At 71.3% G+C, this 25,514-nt stretch carries 24 protein-coding genes; 9 read left to right on the top strand and 15 right to left on the bottom strand.

What is annotated here, in order from left to right; genetic code table 11:
* Window positions 1-26 precede the first annotated feature (26 nt).
* A complete protein-coding gene (locus tag FED44_RS27780; protein WP_117410104.1) occupies window positions 27-1,724 on the top strand; it encodes an RNA polymerase sigma factor in 1,698 nt (565 codons plus the stop codon).
* A gap of 156 nt (window positions 1,725-1,880) precedes the next feature.
* Entirely contained in the window at window positions 1,881-2,801 is a 921-nt protein-coding gene (locus FED44_RS27775; RefSeq protein WP_244302312.1) for a hypothetical protein, read from the top strand.
* A 1-nt stretch (window position 2,802) separates the two neighbouring features.
* Here FED44_RS27775 and FED44_RS27770 read toward each other — a convergent pair whose 3' ends face one another.
* Window positions 2,803-3,552, bottom strand: a complete 750-nt coding sequence (locus tag FED44_RS27770) for a YaaA family protein (protein ID WP_138462569.1) — start codon at window positions 3,550-3,552, stop codon at window positions 2,803-2,805.
* Window positions 3,553-3,624: 72 nt separating this feature from the next.
* Window positions 3,625-6,081, bottom strand: coding sequence for a pyruvate dehydrogenase (acetyl-transferring), homodimeric type (gene aceE, locus FED44_RS27765; protein ID WP_138462568.1), 2,457 nt, complete (start codon window positions 6,079-6,081; stop codon window positions 3,625-3,627).
* 65 nt (window positions 6,082-6,146) lie between these two features.
* On the opposite strand from aceE, the gene FED44_RS27760 reads away from it, so the two are divergent.
* Window positions 6,147-6,773 carry a GntR family transcriptional regulator gene (locus tag FED44_RS27760; protein ID WP_244302311.1) on the top strand — a complete coding sequence of 209 codons (627 nt, stop codon included), beginning with the start codon at window positions 6,147-6,149 and terminating at the stop codon, window positions 6,771-6,773.
* Here FED44_RS27760 and FED44_RS27755 read toward each other — a convergent pair.
* From FED44_RS27755 to FED44_RS27745, 3 genes are read right to left on the bottom strand one after another with little or no spacing between them, the layout of a single operon-like run.
* Complete coding sequence (locus FED44_RS27755; RefSeq protein WP_187406053.1) at window positions 6,770-7,690, bottom strand: carbohydrate ABC transporter permease; 921 nt, start codon at window positions 7,688-7,690, stop codon at window positions 6,770-6,772. The two genes, FED44_RS27760 and FED44_RS27755, sit on opposite strands and share 4 nt — an antisense overlap.
* The gene (locus FED44_RS27750; RefSeq protein ID WP_138462566.1) at window positions 7,687-8,619 is read right to left on the bottom strand and encodes a carbohydrate ABC transporter permease; all 933 of its coding nucleotides are present in this window, start codon (window positions 8,617-8,619) and stop codon (window positions 7,687-7,689) included. The genes FED44_RS27755 and FED44_RS27750 overlap by 4 nt, the downstream gene beginning before the upstream one ends.
* Window positions 8,620-8,623: 4 nt before the next feature.
* On the bottom strand, window positions 8,624-9,985 hold the full coding sequence (locus tag FED44_RS27745; protein ID WP_208759214.1) for an extracellular solute-binding protein: 1,362 nt from the start codon (window positions 9,983-9,985) through the stop codon (window positions 8,624-8,626).
* A 180-nt stretch (window positions 9,986-10,165) separates the two neighbouring features.
* On the opposite strand from FED44_RS27745, the gene FED44_RS27740 reads away from it, so the two are divergent.
* Window positions 10,166-10,924: a GNAT family N-acetyltransferase gene (locus FED44_RS27740; protein WP_138462565.1), complete on the top strand. Its 759-nt coding sequence runs from the start codon at window positions 10,166-10,168 to the stop codon at window positions 10,922-10,924.
* Between the two features lie 119 nt (window positions 10,925-11,043).
* Here the strand turns inward: FED44_RS27740 and FED44_RS37730 are convergent, their stop codons facing one another.
* Window positions 11,044-11,274 (bottom strand): DUF7455 domain-containing protein, encoded by a 231-nt coding sequence (locus tag FED44_RS37730; protein ID WP_117410085.1) that lies wholly within the window; start codon window positions 11,272-11,274, stop codon window positions 11,044-11,046.
* Between the two features lie 246 nt (window positions 11,275-11,520).
* Here FED44_RS37730 and FED44_RS27730 point away from each other — a divergent pair, with 246 nt between their 5' ends.
* Window positions 11,521-13,593 (top strand): DNA gyrase/topoisomerase IV subunit B, encoded by a 2,073-nt coding sequence (locus tag FED44_RS27730; protein WP_182876525.1) that lies wholly within the window; start codon window positions 11,521-11,523, stop codon window positions 13,591-13,593.
* Between the two features lie 23 nt (window positions 13,594-13,616).
* On the opposite strand, the gene FED44_RS27725 is transcribed toward FED44_RS27730, so the two are convergent.
* The 5 genes from FED44_RS27725 to FED44_RS27705 form a co-directional block, all read right to left on the bottom strand.
* The gene (locus tag FED44_RS27725; protein ID WP_117410087.1) at window positions 13,617-13,904 is read right to left on the bottom strand and encodes a hypothetical protein; all 288 of its coding nucleotides are present in this window, start codon (window positions 13,902-13,904) and stop codon (window positions 13,617-13,619) included.
* 131 nt (window positions 13,905-14,035) lie between these two features.
* Complete coding sequence (locus tag FED44_RS27720) at window positions 14,036-14,530, bottom strand: beta-class carbonic anhydrase (RefSeq protein ID WP_117410088.1); 495 nt, start codon at window positions 14,528-14,530, stop codon at window positions 14,036-14,038.
* A 150-nt stretch (window positions 14,531-14,680) separates the two neighbouring features.
* The gene (locus tag FED44_RS27715) at window positions 14,681-15,004 is read right to left on the bottom strand and encodes a hypothetical protein (protein ID WP_117410089.1); all 324 of its coding nucleotides are present in this window, start codon (window positions 15,002-15,004) and stop codon (window positions 14,681-14,683) included.
* A gap of 31 nt (window positions 15,005-15,035) precedes the next feature.
* Window positions 15,036-16,046 carry an SPFH domain-containing protein gene (locus FED44_RS27710; RefSeq protein WP_117410090.1) on the bottom strand — a complete coding sequence of 337 codons (1,011 nt, stop codon included), beginning with the start codon at window positions 16,044-16,046 and terminating at the stop codon, window positions 15,036-15,038.
* A gap of 119 nt (window positions 16,047-16,165) precedes the next feature.
* The gene (locus tag FED44_RS27705; protein ID WP_117410091.1) at window positions 16,166-16,666 is read right to left on the bottom strand and encodes a beta-class carbonic anhydrase; all 501 of its coding nucleotides are present in this window, start codon (window positions 16,664-16,666) and stop codon (window positions 16,166-16,168) included.
* Window positions 16,667-16,801: 135 nt separating this feature from the next.
* Between FED44_RS27705 and FED44_RS27700 the strand changes: the two genes are divergently transcribed.
* On the top strand, window positions 16,802-17,179 hold the full coding sequence (locus tag FED44_RS27700; protein ID WP_117410092.1) for a VOC family protein: 378 nt from the start codon (window positions 16,802-16,804) through the stop codon (window positions 17,177-17,179).
* 4 nt (window positions 17,180-17,183) lie between these two features.
* On the opposite strand, the gene FED44_RS27695 is transcribed toward FED44_RS27700, so the two are convergent.
* Together FED44_RS27695 and FED44_RS27690 are read right to left on the bottom strand one after the other, a co-directional pair.
* Entirely contained in the window at window positions 17,184-17,471 is a 288-nt protein-coding gene (locus FED44_RS27695; protein WP_117410093.1) for a DUF3817 domain-containing protein, read from the bottom strand.
* A 2-nt stretch (window positions 17,472-17,473) separates the two neighbouring features.
* Window positions 17,474-17,956 (bottom strand): hypothetical protein, encoded by a 483-nt coding sequence (locus FED44_RS27690; RefSeq protein ID WP_138462564.1) that lies wholly within the window; start codon window positions 17,954-17,956, stop codon window positions 17,474-17,476.
* A 253-nt stretch (window positions 17,957-18,209) separates the two neighbouring features.
* On the opposite strand from FED44_RS27690, the gene FED44_RS27685 reads away from it, so the two are divergent.
* Window positions 18,210-19,166, top strand: coding sequence for a GlxA family transcriptional regulator (locus tag FED44_RS27685; protein ID WP_208759213.1), 957 nt, complete (start codon window positions 18,210-18,212; stop codon window positions 19,164-19,166).
* A gap of 98 nt (window positions 19,167-19,264) precedes the next feature.
* On the opposite strand, the gene FED44_RS27680 is transcribed toward FED44_RS27685, so the two are convergent.
* Window positions 19,265-21,793 (bottom strand): DNA gyrase/topoisomerase IV subunit A, encoded by a 2,529-nt coding sequence (locus FED44_RS27680; protein WP_138462562.1) that lies wholly within the window; start codon window positions 21,791-21,793, stop codon window positions 19,265-19,267.
* Between the two features lie 270 nt (window positions 21,794-22,063).
* Window positions 22,064-22,639, bottom strand: a complete 576-nt coding sequence (locus FED44_RS27675; RefSeq protein WP_138462561.1) for a GNAT family N-acetyltransferase — start codon at window positions 22,637-22,639, stop codon at window positions 22,064-22,066.
* Window positions 22,640-22,812: 173 nt separating this feature from the next.
* On the opposite strand from FED44_RS27675, the gene FED44_RS27670 reads away from it, so the two are divergent.
* Window positions 22,813-23,289, top strand: a complete 477-nt coding sequence (locus tag FED44_RS27670) for an ester cyclase (protein WP_138462560.1) — start codon at window positions 22,813-22,815, stop codon at window positions 23,287-23,289.
* Between the two features lie 64 nt (window positions 23,290-23,353).
* Window positions 23,354-25,465, top strand: coding sequence for a RecQ family ATP-dependent DNA helicase (locus FED44_RS27665; RefSeq protein ID WP_138462559.1), 2,112 nt, complete (start codon window positions 23,354-23,356; stop codon window positions 25,463-25,465).
* The last annotated feature ends 49 nt before the right edge of the window (window positions 25,466-25,514 follow it).

Here is a 25,514-nt window from a genome sequence, read left to right as displayed (position 1 = left end):
GCCATGCGTTCGTTCGAGAGGTGTTCGTGTCGCCTGCAAGTTCGACTCGCTCGAAGCCGTCGGAGCTGAACGAGCCAGTGATTCAGCAGCTCCTCGAGCGTGGGCGCTCGCAGGGTTTCCTCGAGTCCGAGGATGTCCGCAAGGCCTTCGAGGAAGCGGACATCCCGATGTCGCAAGCCGCTGGATTCCTGCGAAGCCTCAGCAAGGAGGGCGTGACCGTCGTGGTGACGGCCGCCGACTCCGCGGCTCCCAAGCGTTCTCGAGGTCAAGCCAAGCGCCGCACCACCGCGCCCGTCAAGAAGACCACCAAGTCCGCGGCGGCCAAGGAGTCGCAGCCGGAGACCGTCACCGCCGTGGTGACCGACTCCGCGCCGGCCGCCAAGCCCGCCCCCGCCAAGCCGGCGGCGAAGAAGGCCGCCCCGGCCAAGCCCGCCGCGGCGGCGGCCAAGCCGGCCCCGGCCAAGCCCGCCCCGCCCAAGAAGGCCGCGCCCGCGGCCACCCCGGCGGCCCCCGCCGCCGGTCCCGAGGGCAAGGCGCCCAAGGCCGATTCCAAGCCCAAGTCCGCCGACGTCGCCGAGGACGAGGAGGACATCGACCTCGAAGGTGACGTCGACATCGAGGACTTCGAGCTGGACGTCGAGGACGTCGAGATCGAGTCCGAGGCGGAGACCGAGGAGACCGAGGCCGAGACCGAGGCCGAGACCGAGGGCGAGGAGCCCAAGGCCGAGGCGCTCGTGCAGTCCGAGGACGAGGTGCTGATCCTCACCGACGACGATGACGACGCGCCCGTCGCGCAGGTCGCGGCGGCCGGCGCCACCGCCGACCCGGTGAAGGACTACCTCAAGCAGATCGGCAAGGTGCCCCTGCTCAACGCCGAGCAGGAGGTCGAGCTCGCCAAGCGGATCGAGGCCGGCCTGTTCGCGGAGGAGCAGCTCGCCCAGGAGGCCGACAACCTCCCGGTCGACGTCCGCGCCGAGCTGGAGTGGATCGCCGAGGACGGCCACCGCGCCAAGAACCACCTGCTGGAGGCCAACCTCCGGCTGGTCGTGTCGCTGGCCAAGCGGTACACCGGGCGCGGCATGCTGTTCCTGGACCTGATCCAGGAGGGCAACCTGGGCCTGATCCGCGCGGTCGAGAAGTTCGACTACACCAAGGGCTACAAGTTCTCCACGTACGCCACGTGGTGGATCCGGCAGGCGATCACCAGGGCCATGGCCGACCAGGCGCGGACCATCCGCATCCCGGTCCACATGGTCGAGGTGATCAACAAGCTGGCCCGGGTCCAGCGGCAGATGCTGCAGGACCTCGGCCGCGAGCCCACGCCCGAGGAGCTGGCCCGCGAGCTCGACATGACCCCTGAGAAGGTCATCGAGGTGCAGAAGTACGGCCGCGAGCCGATCTCCCTGCACACGCCGCTGGGCGAGGAGGGCGACAGCGAGTTCGGCGACCTCATCGAGGACTCCGAGGCCATCGTCCCGGCCGACGCGGTCAGCTTCACGCTGCTGCAGGAGCAGCTGCACTCCGTTCTCGACACGCTGTCGGAGCGGGAGGCGGGCGTGGTGTCGATGCGGTTCGGTCTTACCGACGGGCAGCCGAAAACCCTCGACGAGATCGGGAAGGTCTACGGCGTGACCCGCGAGCGGATCCGCCAGATCGAGTCGAAGACGATGTCCAAGCTGCGCCACCCGTCCCGGTCCCAGGTGCTGCGCGACTACCTCGACTGAGACACGAGTCGATCGTCCTTCGGCCCCGCGGGGAAGGCCGGGGGACGATTAACTTTTCCGTAACATCGTGGTAGCACCACGGGCACGCTGTCGCTCCTAGGCTCGCGCCTCATGGGAGTGATCGAAGTGGATCGGGCGCGTGCTCGGGGGCCACGAATGATCCCGGACCGCCCGTGGGCGGACACCATCCTCGACGAGGCGGTCGAATCCGCCCGGCGGGGAGACATCGGACCGGCGATCGCCGCTCTCGCCACGAGCAGAGGCGACCCGGAGGTACGGTCACTTCGGGTGGAGGCGCTGTCACGCGCCCTCGTCGGCGCGAGCCGGTCCATCGAGGCGCCGCTCGCCTACGACCAGGGCAACCCCGACCTGTGGCTGTGGCTGGGGCGGACCCGGCTGGAGGAGGCCTGGGAACTGCGGCCCGACGTGCGGGCCAGAGCCGTGCAGGCGGACCGGCTGCACGCCTACCAGTCGGCGATGGAGGGCGCGAGACAGCCGCTGCTGGCCGCGGCGGCCCTCGCTCCCGGCGACCCGGTGCCGTGGGAGTGCCTGATGTGGCTGGCCGTCGGGCTGGACCGGCCGCGGACCGACAAGGACGCGGTCTGGCACGAGTGCTCCAGGCGGTGGCCGTCGCTCTACTCCGCGGCGGTGGCCCGCCTGATCACCCTGTCGCCGGGCTGGGGCGGCTCCGCCCAGGAGACGCTCGCCTTCGCCCGCTCGGCAGCCGCGCACGCCCCCGAGGGCAGCCCGCTCCCGGCTCTGGTGCCGCTGGCCCACTTCGAGATCATCGCCGCGGGCCGGACGCCGATGTCCCGGGGAGGATGGTTCCCCTTCGAGGCGCAGCGCGAGATCGTCTCGGCCGCCGGGCACTGGTCGGAGCGGCGGCTCGGCGGCGCGCATCCCCGGTCGATCGAGGCGCACAACGCCTTCGGCGCCGCCTTCTTCCTGGCGGACCTGCGCCGCCCGGCACGCGCGCACCTCAGCAGGACCGGCGGCCGCTTCAGCCGCCTGCCCTGGTCACATCTCGGCGACCCCGGTCAGCAGTACCGCCGGGCCTGCGCCCGGCTCAACCTCTGACTCACTCGTCCACGATCACGTCGAGGGTCCGCGGCCGGTTCCCTCCCGCGGGCGCGGCCAGCTCGACCCGGTGCCCCAGCCCCGCCAGCAGGTCGGCGAGGTCGCCGGCCGTACGCGGCCGGTCCGGGGTCTCCACCAGCGAGCGGGCGACCACGCCGCGCGTGGCCTTCGCCATGTGGCTGACGACCGTCCGCTTCCCGGCCGCCTCCCTGAGCACCCGTACGGCCACGCCGCGCTCGCCGGGCTGCCAGGCGGCGGCGTACGTCGCCGACCGCATGTCCACCACCAGGCCCTTCGTCGCGTCGAGCACCGCACTGATCGACGGCCGCCAGAACGCGGCCAGACCGCCCATCGGCGGCAGCCGTACGCCCATGGACAGCCGGTACGGCGGCACCCGGTCGGAGGGGCGCAGCAGGCCCCACAGGCCGGAGAAGACGACGATCCTCCGGTCGGCCCGCCGCCGCGCATCGGGGGAGAGGGTGCCGAGACCGAGGTTGTCGTACAGCACGCCCGTGTAGAGGTCGGCGACGGGCAGCGTGCGCGCCGCGGGCAGCCCCCGGTTGCGCTCGATCTCACCGGCCTGCCCGTCCGACAGGCCCAGCACGTCGCGCGCCTCGGGCGTGTGGCAGAGCGACACGAGGGCGTCGAGGACCTTCTCGCGCGGGCCGGCGAGTTCGGGGAAGCTCAGCCGGCGGACGCGGGAGGTCCCCCGCTCGGCCTTCCCCTCCGACGGAGGCAGCAGGATGAGCACGATTCCGCAGCTTACTGCGCCCCCACCGGAGAGGTTCCCGCTCGGGGCACTGTCTCGCAGGGATGGGTTCCCTCACTCGTGCCCGGTCTCCACCGCCTTGAGCACGGCCTCCGCGATCGAGCGCGGATCCACCCCGAAATGCCTGCGGACCGCCTCGCGGGTGCCCGACAGCCCGAACCCGTCGGTGCCGAGCGAGGTCCACGGCCGGTCGATCCAGGGGCTGATCTGGTCCGGCACCGCGCGCATCCAGTCGCTGACCGCGATCACCGGCCCCGAGGTCCCGGCCAGGGCCTGCCGGATGTAGGGCACGCCCGTCGTGGTCATGGCGTCGCGGCGAAGCTCGCTCCAGGAGGTGACGGACCACACGTCCACGCCCACGCCGTACTCCTCCCGGAGCAGGCGCTGTGCGTCCATCGCCCAGTGGACCGCGGTGCCGCTGGCCAGCAGGTGGGCGTCACCGCCGCCGGCGGCGTACCGGTAGATGCCCCGGAGGATGCCCTCCTCGACGCCCTCGGGCATCGCGGGCTGGGGCATCGGCTCGTTGTAGACGGTCAGGTAGTAGAAGACGTTCTCGCCGTCGGGGCCGTACATGCGCCGGAGCCCCTCACGCACGATCGTCCCCACCTCGTACGCGAAGGCGGGATCGTAGGCCAGGCACGCGGGGTTGGCGGAGGCGAGGAGCTGCGAGTGACCGTCGGCGTGCTGCAGGCCCTCCCCGGTCATCGTGGTCCGGCCGGCGGTCGCGCCGACGAGGAACCCGCGGCCGAGCTGGTCGGCCAGCGCCCACATCTGGTCGCCGGTGCGCTGCCAGCCGAACATCGAGTAGAAGATGTAGAAGGGGATCATGATCTCGCCGTGGGTGGCGTAGCTGGAGGCCGCGGCCGTGAACGACGCCATCGACCCGGCCTCGGTGATGCCTTCCAGCAGGATCTGCCCGTCGGCCGCCTCCTTGTACGACAGCAGCAGGTCCCGGTCGACGGACTCGTAGCGCTGGCCCAGAGGCGAGTAGATCTTGGCCGTGGGGAACAGCGACTCCATGCCGAACGTCCTGGCCTCGTCCGGCACGATCGGCACCCAGCGGCGTCCCGTCTCCGGCTCCTTCATCAGGTCCTTGACGAGGCGGACGAAGGCCATCGTCGTCGCCACCAGCTGCTTCGAGCCCTTCTCCAGGGCCCGGAACGCCGTCTCGCCCGGGGCCGGCAGCGGGGCGTGGGAGACCGTGCGGCGTGGGACGGGCCCGCCCAGGTCGCGGCGCCGCTCGGCGGCGTACCTCGCCTCCGGCGAGTCCGGCCCGGGATGCAGGTACGGCGGCAGGTCGCCGTCGAGGGCCTCGTCCGGCACCGGCAGGCCGAGCCGGTCGCGCAGGGCGCGGAACTCGTCCTGGGTCAGCTTCTTCATCTGGTGGTTGGCGTTGCGCGCCTCGATCCCCGTGCCGAGGGTCCAGCCCTTCACCGTCTGCACGAGGATCACCGTGGGCGCGCCCCGGTTGTCCAGGGCCCTGCGGTAGGCCGCGTACACCTTCCGAGGCTCGTGGCCCGCCCGCGACCCGCCGACGACGCGCCGCAGGTCCTCGTCCGAGCACGGCACGTCCAGTCCCTGGAACAGCCGCTCCCTGATGTAGGAGCCCGTCGAGGCGGCGAACGTCTGGAACTGCCCGTCCGGCACCTCGCCCAGCCGGGCCACCAGCTCGTCCGAGCCCAGCAGCCCGTCCCATTCCCGGCCCCACAGAGCCTTGACGACGTGCCAGCCCGCGCCCCTGAAGACGCTCTCCAGCTCCTGCACTATGCGCGTGTTGCCCCGCACCGGGCCGTCGAGCCGCTGGAGGTTGCAGTTGATCACGAACGTGAGGTTGTCGAGCCCCTCGCGGGCGGCCAGGGTGAGGGCGGCCGTGGACTCCGGCTCGTCCATCTCGCCGTCGCCCAGGAAGGCCCACACGTGGCTGCGCGAGGTGTCTTTGACGCCGCGGTTGTGCAGATAGCGGTTGAACCTGGCCTGGTAGATCGCGTTGAGCGGCCCGAGCCCCATGGAGACGGTGGGGAACTGCCAGAAGTCCGGCATGGACCGCGGATGCGGGTACGACGGCAGCCCGCCCTCGGGCTCGCGCCTGAACAGGTCGAGCTGGGACTCGCTCAGCCTGCCCTCCAGGAAGGCCCGGGCGTAGACGCCCGGGGAGGCGTGGCCCTGGAAGTAGACCTGGTCGTGGCCGGCGTGGAAGAAGTGGTTGAAGCCCACCTCGTACAGCCAGGCGGCCGAGGCGTAGGTCGCCAGGTGGCCGCCGAGCCCCAGCCGGCTTCCCCTGGTGATCATCGCTGCGGCGTTCCACCGGTCGTACGCGGCGATGCGTGCCTCCAGCTCCAGGTCACCCGGGTAGACGGGCTCCTCGGAGGTCGGCACGGTGTTGAGGTAGCGGGTGGTCGTGGCCAGCCGCCTCAGCAGGTAGTCGGCCCGTTCGGGACCGGCCACACGGCGCACCGCCTCAAGGGATTCGAGCCATTCGGCGGTCTCCTGGGGATTCAGGTCTGCGTCCATGAATCCATTAAAACACCCTATGATCGATCATAGGATGTATCCCCCCGCCGCCTATCATCGGTCTCGTGGAACCCGTCGTGCGGTCGCCGCTTCGCGACCAGATCCGGCAAGCCGTGCTCGACGGCCTGATCAACGGCCGATGGAAGCCCGGCGACCGCCTCGTCGAGCGGCGCATGGCCGCCGAGCTGAGCGTCAGCCAGGCGCCGGTGCGCGAGGCGTTGCGCGAACTGGAGGCCCTCAGGCTCATCGAGTCGGCGCCCAACAAGGGCGCGCGGGTCCGCAGGCTCACCCGGAGCGATCTGCGCGAGGTGTACCAGGTGCGGGCGGGCCTGGAGGAGACCGCCGTCCGGCTGGGCATGCCCCGCGTGGAGTCGCTGCGTACGCATCTGCGCCGCCTGCACGACGCGGCGGACGCCGGTTCCCTGCACGACCAGGTGCGGCACGGCGTCGCCTTCCACCGGGAGATCGTGAAAGCCTCGGGCAACGCGGTGCTGCTGTCGGTGTGGGAGTCGCTCGGCATCGAGGTGTGGACCCACCTGTCGATCCGCCTGTTCCGGATGCGCCCGCACGAGAACGCCGCCGACCACGAACCTCTCGTGGAGGCGTTCGAGCGGGGCGACCCCGAGGTGGGCGTCCTGCTCCGCGAGCACGTGCTCGGCTACGCCCCGCCCGAGCCCGGGGAGACGACCTAGCCTTTCTGGCCGGTCGTGGCGATGCCCTGCACGAAGTACCGCTGACCGGCGAAGAAGATGACGACCAGCGGCAGAGTGGTGATCACACTGGCGGCCAGGACGATCTCCCACTTGGGGTCGCCGCCCTGGTAGAACTGGTCGACCACGGCCTTGAGCCCGCGTGGCAGCGTGAACAGTGCCGGGTCCTGGAGGTAGATCAGCGGCTTCATCAGATCGAACCAGCTCGCCTTGAGCTCGAAGATGAACGCGATGATCAGGGCCGGACGGCCGAGGGGCAGCGCGATCCGCCGGAACAGGTCGAGGTAGGACGCGCCGTCCACCCTGGCCGCCTCGAACACGTAGCGCGGGATGCCGAGGAAGAACTGGCGCAGCAGGAAGATGTAGAACGCCGAGCCGAACAGGTTGCCCGCCCACAGTGGCACCTGCGTGCCGGTCAGGCCGAAGGTGTTCCAGATCAGGTACGTCGGCACGAGCGTGACGGCACCCGGGAGCATCATCGTGGCGAGCACGCTGCCGAACAGCACGCCCCTCCCGGGGAAGCGGAAGTAGGCGAAGCCGAAGGCGACGAACGCACTGGAGACCGTCACGGCGAGGGCCGCCGCGACTCCCACGAACACGGTGTTGAACAGCCAGGCCAGCATGGGCGCGGCGTCCCACACGTTCGCGTAGTTCTCCGGGGCGAAGGGGTTCGGCCAGGGGACGAACGGGTCGGAGAACGTGCGGTCGCGCGGCTTCAGCGATGCCACGACCAGCCACACGAACGGGTAGAGGAACACCGCCGCGGCGGCCGAGAGCATGACGAGGAAGAACGCCCCGCGGGTGCCGGCGGTGCCCGGGCGGTCGTCGCGGGCCGTCTCCCGTGCCCGTTCCGCTATCCCGGCGCGTCCCGCCCGCGTACGGCCCGCCGTCGTGGTCATCGCGTCCCTCCCGGGGGTTCGGCCTCGTAGTAGACGAGCCGGTTGCCGACCTTCACCTGCACGACCGTGATGACCGCGATGATCGCGAACAGCAGCCAGGCGAGCGCCGAGGCGTAGCCCATGTGCAGGAACTGGAACCCCTGCTGGAACAGGTAGACGACGTAGAACAGGGCCGCGTCGCCGTAGGAGTTCTGAGCGGTCTGGTTGCCGAAGAACATCGTGTAGACCTGGTCGAACATCTGCAGTGCCGCGATGGTGTTGATGATCACCACGAAGAACAGCGCGGAGCTGATCATCGGGAGGGTGACCGAGCGGAACCGCTGCCAGGGGCCCGCGCCGTCGATCATCGCGGCCTCGTACAGGTCGCGCGGCACGTTGCGCAGGGCGGCGAACAGGATGATCGTCGTCGAGCCGAGGTTCCACAGCGACATCAGCACGACGCCGGGCTTGACCCACGCGGGATCGGTCGTCCACTGCGGCCCGTCCACGCCGAACAGCCCGAGGAACTGGTTGACCAGTCCCGCCTGGCCGTTCAGCAGGAACAGGAACAGCACGCCCACCGCGACGTACGGCGTCATCGACGGCAGGTAGAAGGCGGTGCGGAAGAACCCGGCGGCCCGGCCGGTGACGCGGTTGAGCATCAGCGCGAGCGCGAGAGAGACCACCAGGGCCAGCGGCACGTGCAGGACGGTGTAGAAGGCCGTGTTGCCGATGGCCGTGGCGACCTTCGGGTCCTCCAGCATCTCGGCGTAGTTGCCGAGGCCGACGAAACGCGGGCTGGAGATCAGGTCGTAGTCGGTCAGGGACAGCACCAGACTGGCGACCATGGGTCCGGCCTGGAAGATCACCAGGCCGAGCAGCCACGGCAGCAGGAACACATAGGCCCAGCGCGCCTCCCGGCGCGCCAGTCCGGACAGCGGGCGTGCCATGCGCTCAGCCCGCCGCGGCCTGGAGGGCCTTGACGGCCTCCTGATGCGCCTGGGAGAGGGCGGCCTTCGCGTCCTGGCGGCCCTGCATCACCCGGGTCGCCGCGTCGATCCAGGCGGTGCGGAACTCCGCCGCGGCGGGTGACTGCGGGACGACGAACCCCTTTTCCTGCACGCCCAGGATCGTCTTGGTCGCGTCGTCGTACGGCTTGTGCCCGCTGGGCTTCACGATCTGCGAGAAGATCGCCTGGTCGGCCTTGGCGTTGGCGGTGAAGGTGCCCGGGTAGGGCCTGCCCTCCTGTGCCCGCTTCGCCGCCCGCGCCTTCGCCGCCGCGATCCAGGTGTCGGCCGAGGTCATCGTCTTGATCCACTGGCAGGCGACGTCCGGGTGCTTGGCCCCCTTGGGGACGGCCCAGCCGTTGCCGCCGACCATGGTGACCGGATTGCCCTGCCTGTCCTTGAACGGCAGTACGGTGATCTTCGCGTTGGGGGAGGTGCTCGCCAGGGAGGTGACCAGGAACTGCTCGGTGAGCATCATCCCGATCTGGTCCTCGGCGATCGGGTTCTTCTCGCCGAAGTAGTCGAAGGTGTCGGTGAACGCCTTGAGCCTGGTCCAGCCGCCCTGGTCCTTCAGCAGCCCCTGCGCGTAGCCGAGCGCCTCGGCGACCTTCGGGTCGTCCAGCCGGGAGGTCCTCCCGTCCGCCGACAGCAGGTCGGCGCCGTTGGCCTTGGCCCACAGGGGGAGGAACTCCGGAAGCTTCGGGTAGAAGCCGAAGCGCCGGATCTTGCCGCCGGAGACCTTGTTCATCCTCTTCGCCAGCGCGGCCAGGGCGTCCCAGTCGGAGGTGTCGATGCTCTTCGGGTCGGCCCCCGCCTCCTTGGCGGCCTTGTCGTTCACCAGCAGGATGATCGAGGTGTAGAACTCCGGCACGGCGTACCACTTGCCGTTCAGCTTCACCTGCTGCTGCGCGGCGGGATAGAAGTCGGACATCGGAATGCCCTCCTTGGCCACACAGTCGTCCAAGGGCTGGATCGCGCCCCTGGCGGCGTACGTGCCGATGAGCTGGCGGTCGAGGTAGACGACGTCCGGCGGGTTGCCGCTCGCCACCGCCGACAGGAACGCCTGCTCGTCGAACTGGCCCTGGTTGACGGTGAGCTTCACCTCGGGGTGCGCCTTCTTGAAGGCGTCGGCCCTGGTTGTGGCGATCTCGTCGGGGAAGCCGAAGCCCATGGTCGTCAGAGCGGCTCCGCCGCCAGGCGGCGCGCCGCTCCCGGAGCCCACGCCGCCGCACGCGGCCACGGCCAGCACCGCGGCCAGGGCGCCTGGCAGGACGACCATGCCGGTACGGCTCCTGCGTGAAGGGGACACTGCCGCTCCTTTGGGGGGCCGAAGGACAGAGGCCGGCTCCCTCTGCCCGCCAGGTCTGACCTAAACGCGAGCAGCGCAGGTCAGGGGTGCCCCTTCCGCTGATATCCGTTCCGTCGCCGGCGTCTCGCCGCGTCGCCCTGTATGGGTGGAGATCGGCTGGAGGCCGCTAGGCTGCGGCGGGTGAGTCGGGATTTGGCGCAGTTCGACCTGCTGGTGGACGAGGCGTGGCCGGCGCCGGGACGGGCCGCGGAGGGAAGCTGGGTCTACCGCCACGCCGGCGGGGTGACGAAGCGGGCCAACTCGGTGCTGCCGCTGGGGGAGCGGGCGGACCTGCCGGAGGCGGTGGACCGGGCCGAGCGCTTCTACGCGGGAGTCGGCCTGCCGTGCGTGTTCTCCGTGGGCATGGGCGCGACGCCGGGACTCGACGAGGAACTCGACCGCCGGGGATACCGGCTGGTGGACCCCACCCTGGTGATGACCGGGCCGCTGTCCGCCGATACGCCGGACGAGGGCGTGGTGGAGGTGGCGGGCGCGCCGTCCGAGCGGTGGCTGCGCACCTGGTGGAGCGTGGACGGCGGGCGGCACAACGCCGCCGGGGACGTCCCGGCGCGGGTGTGGGCCGAGCGGATCGTCACCGGGGTGCCCGCCGGCTACGTCCTCCTCGGCGGCCACCCGGACGGGGACGCAGACGGGAACGCGGTGGGCCGGGGCGTGCCGCAGGGCCGCTGGCTGGGGATCTACTGCATGGCGGTCCAGCCGCGCGCCAGGCGGCGCGGGCTGGGCGGAGCCGTGCTGCGCGCCCTCGCCGCCTGGGGACGGCGGCAAGGCGCGGACAGCGCCTACCTGGTGGTCACGGAGGCCAACGCCGCGGCCCGCGCGCTCTACGAGCGGGAGGGCTTCGGCGTGGCCGGCCGCTACCACTACCGCGTGCGGCCCTGACGGGCACCGCGGTCAGGTCAGGTACGGCATGGAGACGGACGGGGAATCTGGGAATCTATGGTGACGGCGCACCGAGCCGACGTCGTCGTCGTACTGCTCCGGCACGCCGTCTATGGGGGTCAGCGCTCGCCGTCAGGGGCGGTCGCGGGGGATGCGGAGAGTCGGGCCGACTCGTCCTGGATCTCAGCACCTTTGCCGCGCAGTACAGCCACGTGCTGACGCCCGTGGTGGGCGCAGAACAGCAGCTCCCCGCCCACGGGCAGGGTAGCGCGGATGTAGGCCTGAGCACCGCACCGGTCACACCGGTCCAGGGCCGTCAGCGGCTTGGCGGGGGCGAGAGCTCCAGTCACGTATCGCCTTTCGGGTCGCCCCACGGATGCGGGGTCGTTGGCGTCAGTCACTTGGGACAACATCTAACCGGATGCGGGCGTTCCCAATCATGGCGCGGCTACGCCCAGAGCAGAATGCCCCTGGAAGTGACGGGGATCACAGCCGAAGTGCCGGTCAACCCGCTGTGCCTGGCAAGCTTGTACGCGTACAAACAGAAGTGGCGTTAAGCTGCGTACGCGTGTTCGATTGATAAGTGGGAGTTGGGTGTGACTGCGGTTCGCGCGGAGACGGGGTACACCGCCCGTCATCTCTCTGTGCTCGAAGGCCTCGAGGCCGTCCGCAAGCGCCCGGGGATGTACATCGGCTCCACCGACACACGCGGCCTCATGCACTGCCTATGGGAGATCGTGGACAACGCGGTCGACGAGGCGCTGGGCGGCTTCTGCACCCGGATCGAGGTCGAACTGCACCGCGACGGGTCGATCGAGGTGCGCGACGACGGGCGCGGCATCCCCGTCGACGTCGAGCCCAAGACCGGCCTGGCCGGAGTCGAGCTGGTCTACACCAAGCTCCACGCGGGCGGCAAGTTCGGCGGCGGCTCCTACGGCGCCTCGGGCGGCCTGCACGGCGTGGGCGCCTCGGTGGTCAACGCGCTGTCCTCGCGCCTCGACGTCGAGGTCGACCGCGACGGCCGGATCCACCAGATCAGCTTCCGGCGGGGAGTGCCCGGCCTGTTCGACGGCGACGGCCCCACGGCGAAGTTCCGTAAGAAGTCCGGCCTGCGCGACGGCGGCGCCGCCCCCCGCGCGCTCACCGGCACCCGCGTGCGCTTCTGGGCCGACCGCCAGATCTTCCTGCCCGAGGCCGAGGTCTCGCTCGACGAGATCCACGTGCGGCTGCGCCAGACGGCGTTCCTGGTGCCGGGGCTCACCCTCGTCGTCCGGGACAGCCGGGGCGAGGAGCCGGCCGAGGAGACCTTCCGCTTCGACGGCGGCATCAGCGAGTTCACCGAGTTCCTCGCCCGGGACGAGGCGGTGTGCGAGGTGATGCGGCTGCAGGGCGTGGGCCACTTCCACGAGACCGTCCCCGTGCTCGACGACCAGGGCCACATGACGTCGACGGAGGTCGAGCGGGAGCTCACGGCCGACGTCGCGATCCGCTGGGGCAAGGGCTACGACACGACCGTCCGCTCCTTCGTGAACGTGATCGCCACGCCGAAGGGCGGCACCCACGTCGCCGGGTTCGAGCGGGCGCTGGTGCGCACGGTCAACGAGCAGCTCCGGGAGACCCGGCTGCTGAAGAACGGCGACGAGCCGGTCACCAAGGAGGACATCCTCGAAGGCCTGACCGCGGTCGTCACCGTGCGGGTGCCCGAGCCGCAGTTCGAGGGCCAGACCAAGGAGGTGCTCGGCACCTCGGCGGCCAGCCGGATCGTCGCCCACGTCGTCTCCCGTGAGCTCAAGGCGCTGTTCGCCAGCCCCAAGCGGGGGCAGAAGCAGCAGCTGCGCGCGGTCCTGGAGAAGGTCGTCGCGGCCGCCAAGGCCCGCATCGCGGCCCGGGAGCACCGGGACAACCAGCGGCGCAAGTCGGCCCTGGAGAACTCGGCGCTGCCCGCCAAGCTGGTCGACTGCCGCAGTGACGACGTGGACCGCAGCGAGCTGTTCATCGTGGAGGGCGACTCCGCGCTGGGCACCGCGAAGCTGGCCCGCGACTCGGAGTTCCAGGCGCTGCTGCCGATCCGCGGCAAGATCCTCAACGTGCAGAAGGCGTCGGTCGCCGACATGCTCAAGAACGCCGAGTGCGCCGCGATCATCCAGGTGGTGGGCGCGGGCTCCGGGCGTTCGTTCGACATCGCGTCGGCCCGGTACGGCAAGATCATCCTGATGGCCGACGCGGACGTGGACGGCGCGCACATCCGGTGCCTGCTGCTGACGCTCTTCCACCGGTACATGAAGCCGATGGTCGAGGCCGGGCGGGTGTTCGCCGCGGTGCCGCCGCTGCACCGCATCGAGGTCACCAACCCGGGGCGCGGCCAGGACAAGTACGTCTACACCTACAGCGACGCGGAGCTGCACAAGGTCCTGCGCGACCTGGAGCGGCGCGGCAAGCGCTGGAAGGACCCGGTGCAGCGCTACAAGGGCCTCGGCGAGATGGACGCCGACCAGCTCGCCGAGACGACGATGGACCCCCGCCACCGCGTCCTGCGCCGGGTGCGGATCGAGGACGTGGAGGAGGCCGAGCGCATCTTCAGCCTCCTCATGGGCAGCGACGTGGGCCCGCGGCGCGAGTTCATCATCGGCAGCGCCGCCGAGGTGGACCGCGACGCCATCGACGCCTGACCGACGCCCCGCCGGGCACCGACTCAGTTGCAGTCACGGCCGGCGATGTAGCCGTTCTCGGGGATGTAGTACACGAAGCGGCAGAAGTAGGGCCCGGAGGGGGTGGTGATACTCCCCGCGGTGCCGGTGCCCGACCCCGTGCAGTCGCGGCCGAGGACGTTGTAGGCGTCCGGGGTGATCGCGGGGAGCACGGCGGCCCACGCGCAGGTGTAGTCGGCGATGTCCAGGGCCGCGACCGGGGCGGCGGTGACGCCGGTCACCAGCACGGCGGCGGCGCAGATCGTGAGCGCGCGTCTGAGCGGAGCGTTCATGGGGGGCGTCCTTTACCGGGGGAGGAGGTGCGGACCCCTGCATCCCTACCCGGCCGGCTCCGGGCCGATCCGCCACGCGGTGTCCGGAAGTGGTCACTCCCCGGACGCGGCCATGACCGCCGGCGACCGCGTCAGGGCTTGACCTCGCGCAGGCGCCCGGTCTCGACCTCGTAGACGAATCCCCGCACCGAGTCCTTGTGCGGGATGAACGGGTCGGCCGTGATCCTGTTGATCGACTGGATGACGTCCGCGTCCAGGTCGGGGAACGCCTCGGCCGCCCAGTCGGGCTTGATCCCGACCTCCGCCTCGATGTCCCGCCGGAAGCCGTCGTCGGTGAAGGTCAGCATGCCGCAGTCGGTGTGGTGGATGAGGATGATCTCCCGGGTGCCGAGCAGGCGCTGGCTGATCGCCAGGCTGCGCCGCTCGTCGGCCGTCACCACGCCGCCGGCGTTGCGGATCACGTGCGCGTCGCCTTCGCTCAGCCCGAGCAGCCCGTACGGGTTGAGCCGGGCGTCCATGCAGGCGAGGACCGCCACGCCCCGGGCGGGCGGCAGCGGCAGGTGCCCCTTGTCGAACCCGGCGGCGTACCGCTCGGCGTTGGCGAGGAGTTCGTCGGTGACGCTCATCTGGGTGCCCTTCTCGATCGCTGTCGTCGTCGACCCCTACCTTTGCCTATGATTCCTACCAAGTCAATAGGTAATATGACGGAGGGTGAGGCTCCAGCGCCTCAAGGTGACGCGCGGGAGCCTCGGGCCGTCTAGCGGGAGGCGGGGGCCTCAGCCGGACTCGATCTCCAGGGTGCTGACGCGGTTGCGGGCCTCCAGCATGCCCTCCCGGTAGCGCTCGTCCCAGTCGGGATCATCGTCGGCGATGGCGCGGACCGTCTGCCTGGTCAGTTCCACCGGGCCGTTCCTGCCGGGCGCGACCTTGCGCACCACGATCAGGGTCCACCCGTTCTCCATGACCGTGTCGGCCTCCCAGCGGGGAGGGCCGCCCACGCTCCGCCGGGACGCCGGCCCCGACCGGCGTACGACCGCGAAGAGCAGGTAGAGGAGCACGGCGAGCACGATGAGCGTCACCGGAAGGGTCAGCAGGCGCATCGGATCACGACCCTGTCACTTGGTGGGCAGACTACTTGGTGGGCAGAGCGACGCCACCAGTATTGCCCGGCGCGTAGACCGTGATGCCCTGGGGCAGGGCCTTGAGCTTCTCGATCTCCGCGCAGGTGGGGCACTTGTTGTAGCCGTCCTGCCGGGCCTTGTTGGCGTCCGCCTCGGCGCGGGCCTGGGCGACCTTCGCCTGCGCCTCGGTGACCTTCGCGAACGCCGCCTGCGCCTGGTTCACCGCCTCCTGGACCTCCGTGGGCAGGGTCACCCGGGAGAGGTTGAAGTGGATGCCGGTGAGGTAGTCGGCGCCGAGCGTCGCCTTGAGGTCCTCGGCCAGGCTCGTGTTGACCGCGTTCTGGATCTTGGCGATGTTCGCGTTGTTGCCCTGCTGCGGTGTGCCCCCGCCCTGCTGGCTGCTGTTGTTCTGCACGAGGGCGCAGGAGGAGACGAGTTCGGCGCAGCGGAAGTTGTTGATCTGTGTGCGCAGGTCGTTGTCGATCACCGGCCGGATGATCTGGTCGAGGAACGCGGACCAGCCCTCGTCATCCTGCCAGGGGTAGTAGGTCCCGCCGTTGGTGCTGCGGAACTTCCGGGTGCCGAACTTGTCGTCGAACGACTTCAGCGTCTCGTGGTCGAGGTTGAGGCCGAAGTAGAGCGTGCCCTCGATGCCCATGTTGACGCCGTCGCCGCTCGGCACGTTCACCACGTCGACGCCGGACCTCTCGCCGTGGCCCTTGTCGGACGTGATCGTGTAGAACCGCTGCTGGGCGGGGTAGCGGTGCATCTGCGACCACCAGCCGATCCAGGCGACCCCCGAGCCGGGGTCGATGATCTGACGGACCTTGTTGTCGTCCAGCGGGCCGCCGTCGCGGACGACCGCCACCTCGCCGCCGCTGGTGCGCTCGAACCCCTGGAAGGCGCCGTACAGGGCCGGCACTCCGATCACGATGAGCGCGAGGATCAGGACGGCGGCGAGCCCGCGGTACGACCGACGGGAGGCGCCGCCGGACGGGGCGGAGGGGGTGCGGCTGGGCATATGGGCTCCTGGGGGTGGAGTGGCGGAGACGTCACATTCTCGTTCGTCGCCAGGAGAACGTCGTAACCGCCATCCCGGGTTCCGTTCTCGCGCCGGCCGCGCCCCCTCCGTCGGGCGGGTCAGATCTCGATGGGCTGGAGCCTCCCCGTGTGCACGTCGTACAGCGCGCCGCCGACGACGAGATCGGCGGGCAGGTACGGGCTGGACTTGATGCGGGTGATGTCGTGCCGCAGTGCCGCCGGCTGGTCGGGAACGGTCTGGAACTCCAGGCTGCGGGTGTCGACGCCGTGCTTGTCGGCGATGAGGTTGTGGACGTCCTCGTCGGTCGACTTGGACATCCGGCAGTCGGTGTGGGGCATCACCAGGACCCGGTCCACGCCGAGCAGGTAGACGGCGAGGACGAGGGTCCGCAGGACGTCGTCGGTCACCCGGGCGCCCGCGTTGCGCAGGATCTTCGCGTCGCCGGCCGTCAGGCCGAGCAGTCCGAGCGGATCGATGCGGGAGTCCATGCACGTGACGACGGCGAGGCCGCGTGCGGCCCGGCCCGTGAGGCCGGAGTGCGAGAACGTGCTCGCGTACTTCTCGTTGGCGGCCAGAAGATCATCGAAAGCACCGGTCATGTGACAGATGTTGCCCGATCCCCTTTTAGCGGTTGGCGCGGGGGTAGCAGATTCCCTCTCCATATCGGCTGGTCTTTGCTCACAACACCGGTATAAGGTTTTCGCTGGTGTTGAACGGAAGGAGAAACATCCCTCATGAGCGGTGTCGCGCGAATGCGCACGGTCGTGCTCGACTGTCCGGAGCCGAAGACCCTGGCCGCCTTCTACGCGGAGGTGCTGGGCTGGAAGGTGGCCTACGAGGAGGGGGAGGAATGGGTCACGCTCGCCGGTGACGACCAGGTCCGCGTCGCCTTCCAGCGCGTCCCGGACTACCGGCCCCCGCAGTGGCCCGGCTCCGAGCACCCCCAGCAGTTCCACCTGGATCTGACCGTGGACGACATGGCCGAGGCGGAGAAGCGCGTGCTCGCCCTCGGAGCGGTCAGGCACGAGCACCAGCCGGGCGAGGAGGAGAACTGGACGGTCTACCTCGACCCGGCCGGGCACCCGTTCTGCCTGATCCCCTCGTCGGACTGACGCCTCAGCCCGGAGCGCCGGAGGCGGCCTCCTCCCGCGGCGCACGCGCGAGGCGCCGCAGGACGAGCAGGCCGCCGACGGCCGGCAGCCAGGCCAGGACCCTGCCGGTCGGGTCGCAACCGGCGTCGCGGGCGGCGGCCACGATCACGAACAGGTACGCGCAGCCGTGCAGGGGGCCGACGAGCGAGGAGACGGGCGGCAGGTGCACGGTGGCCAGGTTGGCCAGGAGGACGGCCAGAGATCCCAGCTCGACGGCCGCGGCGGCTCGCAGGGCGGAACGAGGGCGCGACATGGTCAGACTCCCGTGGTCGAGCCGGGACGGACGATCATCAGAACCGTCACGGCCGCCCACAGCAGGTTGAAGACGCCGGTCAGCATGGCGAGCCTCGCCACCTGGCGGCCGATGCCCGCGGCCGTGGGATCCCCGGCGGTGAGCAGGGCGAGGACGGCGTCCTGACGCGGCAGGACCCACAGGGCGAGGATCGCGGCCGCCGCGCCGGTGAGCAGGATGGACGCGATCACCCACGCGTCACGCAGCACGCCGAGGCCGCTCGCGGTGGCGAACCCGAAAACCGGGACGGCCAGGCCCGCGAGGGCGTAGACGCGGCAGACGCGGTGCAGCACGCGGAGCGCGGCCAGGCCGTCGGCCTGCCCACCCCGCACCGATGCGTCCGTCACGCGCCGCGCGGCGGCGGGGAACATGCTCGCGGCCACGGCGACCGGGCCGATCGCGAGGATCGCGGCGAGGACGTGGACGGCCAGGAAGAACGCGGTCATCGTGCCCGGCCCTCAGCGGCGGACGGCGCGGGGACGTCCGGGGAATCGAACCCGTCGGACAGCACGAACTGGGCCGGCATCGGCATCGCTCCTTGTCGTCGGCGTGCGGTCACCAACCGTAGGAGCACGGGCGCCTCCGCCCCAGAGGCGAGAACGACAAAGACCAACGGATTCTCGCCAACCGCTGTCACCTGATCATGAACGGCCGATCGCTGACCACGTCGCTGGCGGGAATCCGGCTATGGTGGCGATCGTGCACACCGTGGCGATCCTGGCGCTGGACCGCGTCGTGCCGTTCGACCTGGCGACCCCCATCGAGGTGTTCGGGCGCACCCGTCTGCCGGACGGCCGGCGGCCCTACCGCGTGCGGGTGTGCGGGCCCGCCCGGGAAGTGGAGACAGAGGCGTTCGCCCTGCGCGTGCCGTACGGGCTGGACGCGCTGGCCGGGGCCGACACCGTGATCGTCCCCGGCTGCTCGGAGCGGGCCGGTCCGCCCCCGCCCGAGGCGCTGGACGCGCTGCGCGACGCGGCCGCCCGCGGCACCCGCCTCGCCTCGATCTGCGTGGGCGCGTTCACGCTCGCGGCGGCCGGGCTGCTGGACGGCCTGCGGGCGACCACCCACTGGGCCGCGGCGCCCGAACTCGCCCGGCGGTTCCCCCTGGTGGACGTGCGGCCGGACGTCCTGTACGTCGACAACGGGCTGGTGCTCACCTCCGCCGGCGCGGCGGCCGGACTCGACCTGTGCCTGCACATGATCCGGCGCGACCACGGGTCGGCCGTCGCCGCCGACGCCGCCCGCCTGTCGGTGATGCCGCTGGAGCGGGAGGGCGGTCAGGCCCAGTTCATCGTCCACGAGTATCCGCCGGTGCCCGGCGGTTCGCTGCTGGAGCCCGTGCTGGCGTGGATCGAGGACAACCTCGGCCGCGACCTCACCCTCCGGGAGATGGCGGTCCGCTGCGGGATGAGCGAGCGGACGTTCAGCAGACGCTTCCGGCAGCAGACCGGCACCACCCCGCTGCAGTGGCTGCTGCGAGCCCGGGTCCGGCGGGCGCAGTACCTGCTGGAGAACAGCGGCCACAGCATCGAGCGCATCGCCGCGCAGGCCGGGTTCGGGTCGCCCACCGCGTTCCGGGAGCGGTTCAAGCGGGTCGTGGGAACCACGCCGCAGGCGTACCGCTCCGCCTTCCACGGCGGCCCCGCCGTCACCTGAACGGCGGAGGCCCCGGCGGCGGCTCTTCGCCGCCCGCATCCGTGGAGCCGGCTCTTCGCCGGCTCGTGTTCCCGCGAGCGGCTCTTCGCCGCCCGTGCCTATGCGAGTGGCTCTTCGCCGCCCGTGTCGCCGGTCGTGGCCATACCGCCGTCGGTGGCGGCCTCCTCGCCGTCGCCGTCCGCGCCGAGCGCGCCGCCGATCGCCGCGATGGCGTGCACGAGCCGCACGCCCGAGCCGTCGCGGCGGCCGAGTTCGTCCGGCAGCGGCACCGGCTTGCCGGTTGAGGAAACCGCCTTGACCGGCATAGGACCGGCGTACGCGAGCAGCAGCACGTCCTCGCCCTTGAGGAAGCGCTGGGCACGGACCCCGCCGGTCGCCCGGCCCTTCGGGGGGAAGTCGGCATAGTCGGAGACCTTGCCCGCGCCCATCTGGGTGCCGGGCAGGGCGGTCGAGGAGCCGGCGATCGTCACGACGCGGGCCTCCAGGGCGGGATCGACGGCGCCGAAGAAGACCACCCGGGCGTCGCCCTCCAGGCGCACACCGGCCATGCCGCCGGCCGGACGGCCCTGGGGCCGTACGACGGAGGCGGGGAAGCGCAGCAGCTGCGCGTCCGAGGTGATGAAGACCAGGTCGTGATCGGCCGAGGTGAGCTCCACCGCGCCCACCACCACGTCGCCGTCCCGCAGCCCGATGACCTCGAACTCGTCGCGGTTGACCGGGTATTCGGGCACCACCCGCTTGACCACGCCCTGGCTGGTGCCGAGCGCGAGGCCCGGCCCGTCGGGGTCGAGCGAGCCGAGCCCGACGACCTTCTCGTCCGGTTCCAGGGAGACGTACTCCGACACCGGATGCCCCCCGGCCAGGGACGGCGGGTTCGCCGAGGGCGGCAGGGCGGGCAGGTCGAGCACCGAGACACGGATGACGCGGCCCTTGGAGGTGACCACGCCCACCTCGCCGCGCACGGTCGAGCGGACCACCGACACCAGCACGTCGTGCGCCGCCCGCTCGCCCTCGCCGGAGATCGGCGACGCGTCGGTCGTACGGGCGAGCAGGCCGGTGGACGACAGCATGACCAGGCAGGGGTCGTCGGGCACCTCCAGCGGCACGACGGCGGCCCTGGCGGCGTCCGACGACTCCAGCAGGACGGTGCGGCGCGGCGTGCCGTACGTCTTGGCGACCTCGGCCAGCTCGGCCGACACCACCCGGCGCAGCCGCTCCTCCGAGCCGAGGATCTCGTTCAGCTCGGCGATGTCGGCCTGGAGCTGCTCCTTCTCCCGGTCCAGCTCCAGCTTGTCGTAGCGGGTGAGGCGGCGCAGCGGGGTGTCGAGGATGTAGTTGGCCTGGATCTCGCTCAGCGCGAAGGTCTCCATGAGCCGGGCGCGGGCCTGCGCGGAGTCGTCCGACCCGCGGATCACCTGGATGACCTGGTCGATGTTGAGCAGCGCGACGATGAGGCCGTCGACCAGGTGGAGCCGCTCCTCGCGCCTGCGCAGCCGGTACGCCGAGCGCCTGCGCACCACGTCGAGCCGGTGGTCCACGTAGACCGAGAGCAGCTCGCGCAGGCCCAGTGTGCGGGGCTGTCCGTCGACCAGCGCGACGTTGTTGATGCCGAAGGTCTCCTCCATCGGCGTGAGCCGGTAGAGCTCCTCCAGCACGGCCTCGGGGTTGAAGCCGTTCTTGACCTCGATGACCAGGCGCAGGCCCTTGTGCCGGTCGGTCAGGTCCTTGAGATCGGAGATGCCGGTGAGCCTCTTGGAGGTCACCAGCTCCTTGATCTTCGTCACCACCCGCTCGGGGCCGACGTTGAACGGCAGTTCGGTGACGACGATGCCCTTGCGCCTCGGGGTGACCTGCTCGACCGCCGCCTTCGCCCGCATCTTGAACGTGCCGCGCCCGGTCTCGTACGCGTCCCTGACGCCGTTCAGGCCGATGATCATACCGCCGGTCGGCAGGTCGGGGCCGGGCACGAAGCGCATGAGCTCGTCGAGCGTCGCGGCCGGCTTCCTGATGAGATGCCGGGCCGCCGCGACGACCTCCCCGAGGTTGTGCGGGGCCATGTTGGTGGCCATGCCGACCGCGATGCCGGAGGCGCCGTTCACGAGCAGGTTGGGGAACGCCGACGGCACGACCGACGGCTCGGTCTCCTGCCCGTCGTAGTTGGGCTTGAAGTCGACCGTCTCCTCGTCGATCGACTGCACCATCAGCATCGCCGCAGGGGCGAGCCGCGCCTCCGTGTACCGCATCGCCGCGGGGGCGTCGTCGGGGGAGCCGAAGTTGCCGTGCCCGTCCACCAGGCCCAGCCGCATCGAGAACGGCTGCGCCAGCCGTACGAGCGCGTCGTAGATGGCGCCGTCGCCGTGCGGGTGGAGCTTGCCCATCACCTCGCCCACGACCCGGGAGGACTTGACGTGCCCGCGGTCGGGGCGCAGGCCCATCTCGCTCATCGAGTAGAGGATGCGCCGCTGGACGGGCTTGAGTCCGTCGCGCGCGTCGGGCAGCGCGCGCTGGTAGATCACCGAGTAGGCGTACTCAAGGAAGCTCGTCCGCATCTCGGCGGAGACGTCGATGTCGACGATCCGCTCCTCGAAGTCCTCGTCCGGCGGAGGTGTCGTCGTGCGTCGGGCCATGTGGATTCCTGCGTGTCGAGGAGCCGGGCCCCGGCCGTCGGGACCGGGGAGGGGCGAATGTCGGTCGTGAACATCGAACATTCTGCCGAGAGTTCGCCCTGTTCGCGACTCACCACCCTACTGCCGGGCCCGTGCCCTCCGTTCCGGCTTCGCCGGTGAGCCCGCGCTCGCGGCCGCCGTAGCGTGCCGGTTTCCCTGATCACGGCGGTGAGAAGGGCGCCCACGGGATCAGGGACTCGGTGTCGGAGAGGCGGTGTCAGGAACGCGGGATCAGGTGCGGGGGCCGGCGCCGGGCCAGGGGCCGGGCGTCTCGCCCTCGTCCTCGTCGCCCGGCTCGTTCAGCTTCTCGTCGTAGACGCGGAAGCCCCGGGCCCGGTAGTTGGCCAGCGCCGCCGGGCCGTCCAGCGAGCAGGTGTGCAGCCAGACCCGCCGCGTGGGCTCCAGGCCGGGCCACCGGCTCGCGATGTCCCAGGCGCGCGCCGCCGCCTCGCCGAGCAGCCATCCGCCGAGCCCCTGCCCCATCGCGTACGGCAGCAGCCCGAAGCTGGCGATCTCGACGGCGCCGCCGTCCCGCGCGACGAGTTCGGCGTATCCGGCGGGCGTGCCGCGCGTCCAGGCCACCCAGTTCTCGACTCCCGGCCGGTCGAGCCAGTCCTTCCACTGCTTCCAGGTCCACGGCAGCCGGTTGGTCCACTGCCAGTCGCCGCCGACCGCCGTGTAGAGGAACCGGCCGAACTCGGGGCTGGGCACCTCCGCCCGGACGATCTCGGCGGGGAGCGCGGGGGTCCGGCCGGGGCGCAGGTCGGAGGGGCTGGTCTGTTCGAGATACCAGGTGGTCACGTCCATAACAGACTCATCCAACCACGTCCGGCCACGCGGCCCGCCCCTGCGCCGGCCGGCACCGTCCCGCGGGGCCTCCGTCGGCGCCGAGGGTGAGGCGAATCTTCTTGTATGCACTGTTTGTCCGGTTATAACCGCTCTTTCGGTACTCTCCCCCAGGAGAGGGAGGTGCTCCCGCCATGCACGACGTCGTGGACCGGATGCTTGACGCGATGAACGCGCACGACCTGCACGCCGTGTTGCGGTGCTACGCGCCGGGCGCGGTGGTGGTCGGACCGGAGATGGAGGCGGGGGAGCCCGGAGAGATCGGCTCCTACATGATGCAGATGTGGAGGGGCTTCCCCGATCTGCGATTCACAGTCTGGGAGACGATCCGCTTCGCGGACGTGGTCGCGACAGAGATGACGGCGGTGGGGACGCACACCGGGCCCTACCTGGTCGCCGGGGGTGACCTCCTCGCCCCGACCGGCCGGGGCATCAACGTGCGCGTCTCCTGGTTCTGGCATCTGAAGGACGGCCGCATCCTGAGCCAGCGCTTCTACTACGACCAGCTCCAGATCTACTCGCAGCTCGGCCTGCTGTTGCCCCTGTCCTTCCGAGACGCCGACGCGGGAAGCGGCGCGTCCGGAGACCGCGGCCGGGGACACGACCTCTAGTTCCCCGCCCCGCCTCCCGCCGTCCCGGCGGAAACGGTCGGCGGGACCTGATACGAATGACGGGATGAGCGAGGAAGAGGAGTCCCTGCGGGAAGAGGCCGAGGCCCGGCTGCGGACGCTTGCCGGCGAGCACGCGCGGCTGCGCGACGACCAGTGGGCCGCCATCAAGGCCCTGGTCATGGACCGCAGGCGCGCGCTGGTCGTGCAGCGCACCGGCTGGGGCAAGTCGGCCGTCTACTTCATCGCGACCGCGCTGCTGCGCGAGCTGGGCGAGGGTCCCACGGTCATCGTCTCCCCGCTGCTCGCGCTGATGCGCAACCAGATCGCCGCCGCAGAGCGGGCCGGCATCCACGCGGAGACGATCAACTCGGCCAACCCCGAGGACTGGGAGAAGGTCTACGGCCAGGTCGCCGAGGGCATGGTCGACGTGCTGCTGGTCAGCCCCGAGAGGCTGAACAACCCCGACTTCCGCGACCAGGTGCTGCCCGAGCTGGCCGCGAGCGCCGGGCTCCTGGTGATCGACGAGGCCCACTGCATCTCCGACTGGGGGCACGACTTCCGGCCCGACTACCGCAGGCTCCGCACCCTGCTGGCCGAGCTGCCGCCGGGCATCCCCGTGCTCGCCACGACCGCCACCGCGAACGCCCGGGTCACCCGCGACGTCGCCGAGCAGCTCGCCGTCACCCAGGAGTGGGACGAGCTGCCCGGCGGCGAGGTGTTCGTCCTGCGCGGCCCGCTGGAGCGCGAGAGCCTCCACCTGAGCGTCGTACGGCTGGGCGGGGCAGGCCAGCGGCTCGCCTGGCTGGCCAAGACCCTCCACGAGCTGCCGGGCTCCGGCATCGTCTACACGCTGACCGTCGCCGCGGCCCAGGAGATCGCCGCGTACCTGCGCGAGCAGGGCCACCCGGTCACCGCGTACACCGGGCAGACCGAGGCGGCGGACCGGCTGGCGGCCGAGGCCGACCTGCTCGGCAACCGGGTCAAGGCGCTGGTGGCGACCTCGGCGCTGGGGATGGGCTTCGACAAGCCCGATCTCGGCTTCGTCGTCCACGTGGGCGCTCCGGCCTCACCCGTGGCGTACTACCAGCAGGTGGGCCGCGCCGGTCGCGGCGTCGAGCGGGCCGAGGTCATCCTGCTGCCCGGCCCGGAGGACAGGGAGATCTGGGCCTACTTCGCCTCGCTGGCCTTCCCCCCGGAGGGGGTGGTCAAGGCGACGCTGGAGGCGCTGTCGCAGGAGGGCGTGCTGTCCACCCCCGCCCTGGAGACGAGGGTCGACCTCAGCCGGAGCCGGCTGGAGATGATGCTCAAGGTGCTCGACGTCGACGGGGCCGTCCGCCGGGTCAAGGGCGGCTGGGAGGCCACCGGCGAGCCGTGGAGCTACGACACCGAGCGCTACGCCAGGGTGGCCGCCGAACGCCGGGCCGAGCAGGAGGCGATGCTCGGCTACATCACGACCACCGAGTGCCGGGAGCGGTACCTGCGCCGCCATCTCGACGACGAGACGGCCGCGCCGTGCGGCCGGTGTGACAACTGCACCGGCGCCCGCCGGTCCGCCGAGGTGCCGGAGGAGGCCGTGCAGGTCGCCCGGCAGCGGCTGGCCCGGCCCGGTGTGGAGATCGAGCCGCGCCGCCAGTGGCCCACCGGCCTGCCCGATCTGAAGGGGCGGATCAAGCCGGAGTTGTGCGCGGAGCCGGGCCGCGCGCTCGGCCGCCTCACCGACATCGGCTGGGGCACCCGGCTGCGGGAACTGTTCTCCGCGGGCGACGGGCCGGTCCCCGACGACGTGTTCGCCGCGGTCGTCGAGGTGCTGAAGTTGTGGGAGTGGGCGCGGCGCCCGGCCGGCGTGGTCGCGATGCCCTCGGGTTCGCGGCCGGTGCTGGTCGGGACGCTCGCCGAACGATTGGCCCAGGTGGGCCGCCTGGAGCACCTCGGCACGCTCGGCTACCGCGACGGATCACCGGCGGCCAGGCACAACAGCGCCCAGCGGGTGGCGGCCATCCGGGGGACGCTCGCGATGCCGCGTGAGCTCGCCGCGCGGATCGCCGCCCTGGACGGACCGGTGCTGGTGGTGGACGACCGCGTCGACACGGGCTGGACGATGGCGCTCGCCGCCGCCCAGATCCGCCACGCGGGAGCCCCCGCCGTGCTTCCCCTCGCCCTCGCCGTCACGAACTAGTTCCGGGACGGCCGTCGTCGGCCGGGGCGCGGCCGCCGGGGCGCGTCCA

Origin of the sequence: Microbispora triticiradicis, from assembly GCF_005864065.1 — a bacterium.
GTDB classification, from domain to species: domain Bacteria; phylum Actinomycetota; class Actinomycetes; order Streptosporangiales; family Streptosporangiaceae; genus Microbispora; species Microbispora triticiradicis.
Note: the sequence above shows the minus strand (reverse complement) of the source record. Positions and strands in the feature narration are given on the sequence as shown.

Coding starts and splice junctions, on each gene's coding strand:
- FED44_RS27690 (WP_138462564.1), bottom strand. CDS start 17,956: ATGACCGCGTTCTTCCTGGCCGTCCACGTCCTCGCCGCGATCCTCGCG.
- aceE (WP_138462568.1), bottom strand. CDS start 6,081: ATGGACGCAGACCTGAATCCCCAGGAGACCGCCGAATGGCTCGAATCC.
- FED44_RS27695 (WP_117410093.1), bottom strand. CDS start 17,471: ATGTCGCGCCCTCGTTCCGCCCTGCGAGCCGCCGCGGCCGTCGAGCTG.
- FED44_RS27680 (WP_138462562.1), bottom strand. CDS start 21,793: ATGGCCCGACGCACGACGACACCTCCGCCGGACGAGGACTTCGAGGAG.
- FED44_RS27775 (WP_244302312.1), top strand. CDS start 1,881: ATGATCCCGGACCGCCCGTGGGCGGACACCATCCTCGACGAGGCGGTC.
- FED44_RS27670 (WP_138462560.1), top strand. CDS start 22,813: ATGCACGACGTCGTGGACCGGATGCTTGACGCGATGAACGCGCACGAC.
- FED44_RS27715 (WP_117410089.1), bottom strand. CDS start 15,004: ATGCGCCTGCTGACCCTTCCGGTGACGCTCATCGTGCTCGCCGTGCTC.
- FED44_RS27755 (WP_187406053.1), bottom strand. CDS start 7,690: ATGACCACGACGGCGGGCCGTACGCGGGCGGGACGCGCCGGGATAGCG.
- FED44_RS27725 (WP_117410087.1), bottom strand. CDS start 13,904: ATGAACGCTCCGCTCAGACGCGCGCTCACGATCTGCGCCGCCGCCGTG.
- FED44_RS27710 (WP_117410090.1), bottom strand. CDS start 16,046: ATGCCCAGCCGCACCCCCTCCGCCCCGTCCGGCGGCGCCTCCCGTCGG.
- FED44_RS27720 (WP_117410088.1), bottom strand. CDS start 14,530: ATGAGCGTCACCGACGAACTCCTCGCCAACGCCGAGCGGTACGCCGCC.
- FED44_RS27750 (WP_138462566.1), bottom strand. CDS start 8,619: ATGGCACGCCCGCTGTCCGGACTGGCGCGCCGGGAGGCGCGCTGGGCC.
- FED44_RS27705 (WP_117410091.1), bottom strand. CDS start 16,666: ATGACCGGTGCTTTCGATGATCTTCTGGCCGCCAACGAGAAGTACGCG.
- FED44_RS27700 (WP_117410092.1), top strand. CDS start 16,802: ATGAGCGGTGTCGCGCGAATGCGCACGGTCGTGCTCGACTGTCCGGAG.
- FED44_RS27665 (WP_138462559.1), top strand. CDS start 23,354: ATGAGCGAGGAAGAGGAGTCCCTGCGGGAAGAGGCCGAGGCCCGGCTG.
- FED44_RS27675 (WP_138462561.1), bottom strand. CDS start 22,639: ATGGACGTGACCACCTGGTATCTCGAACAGACCAGCCCCTCCGACCTG.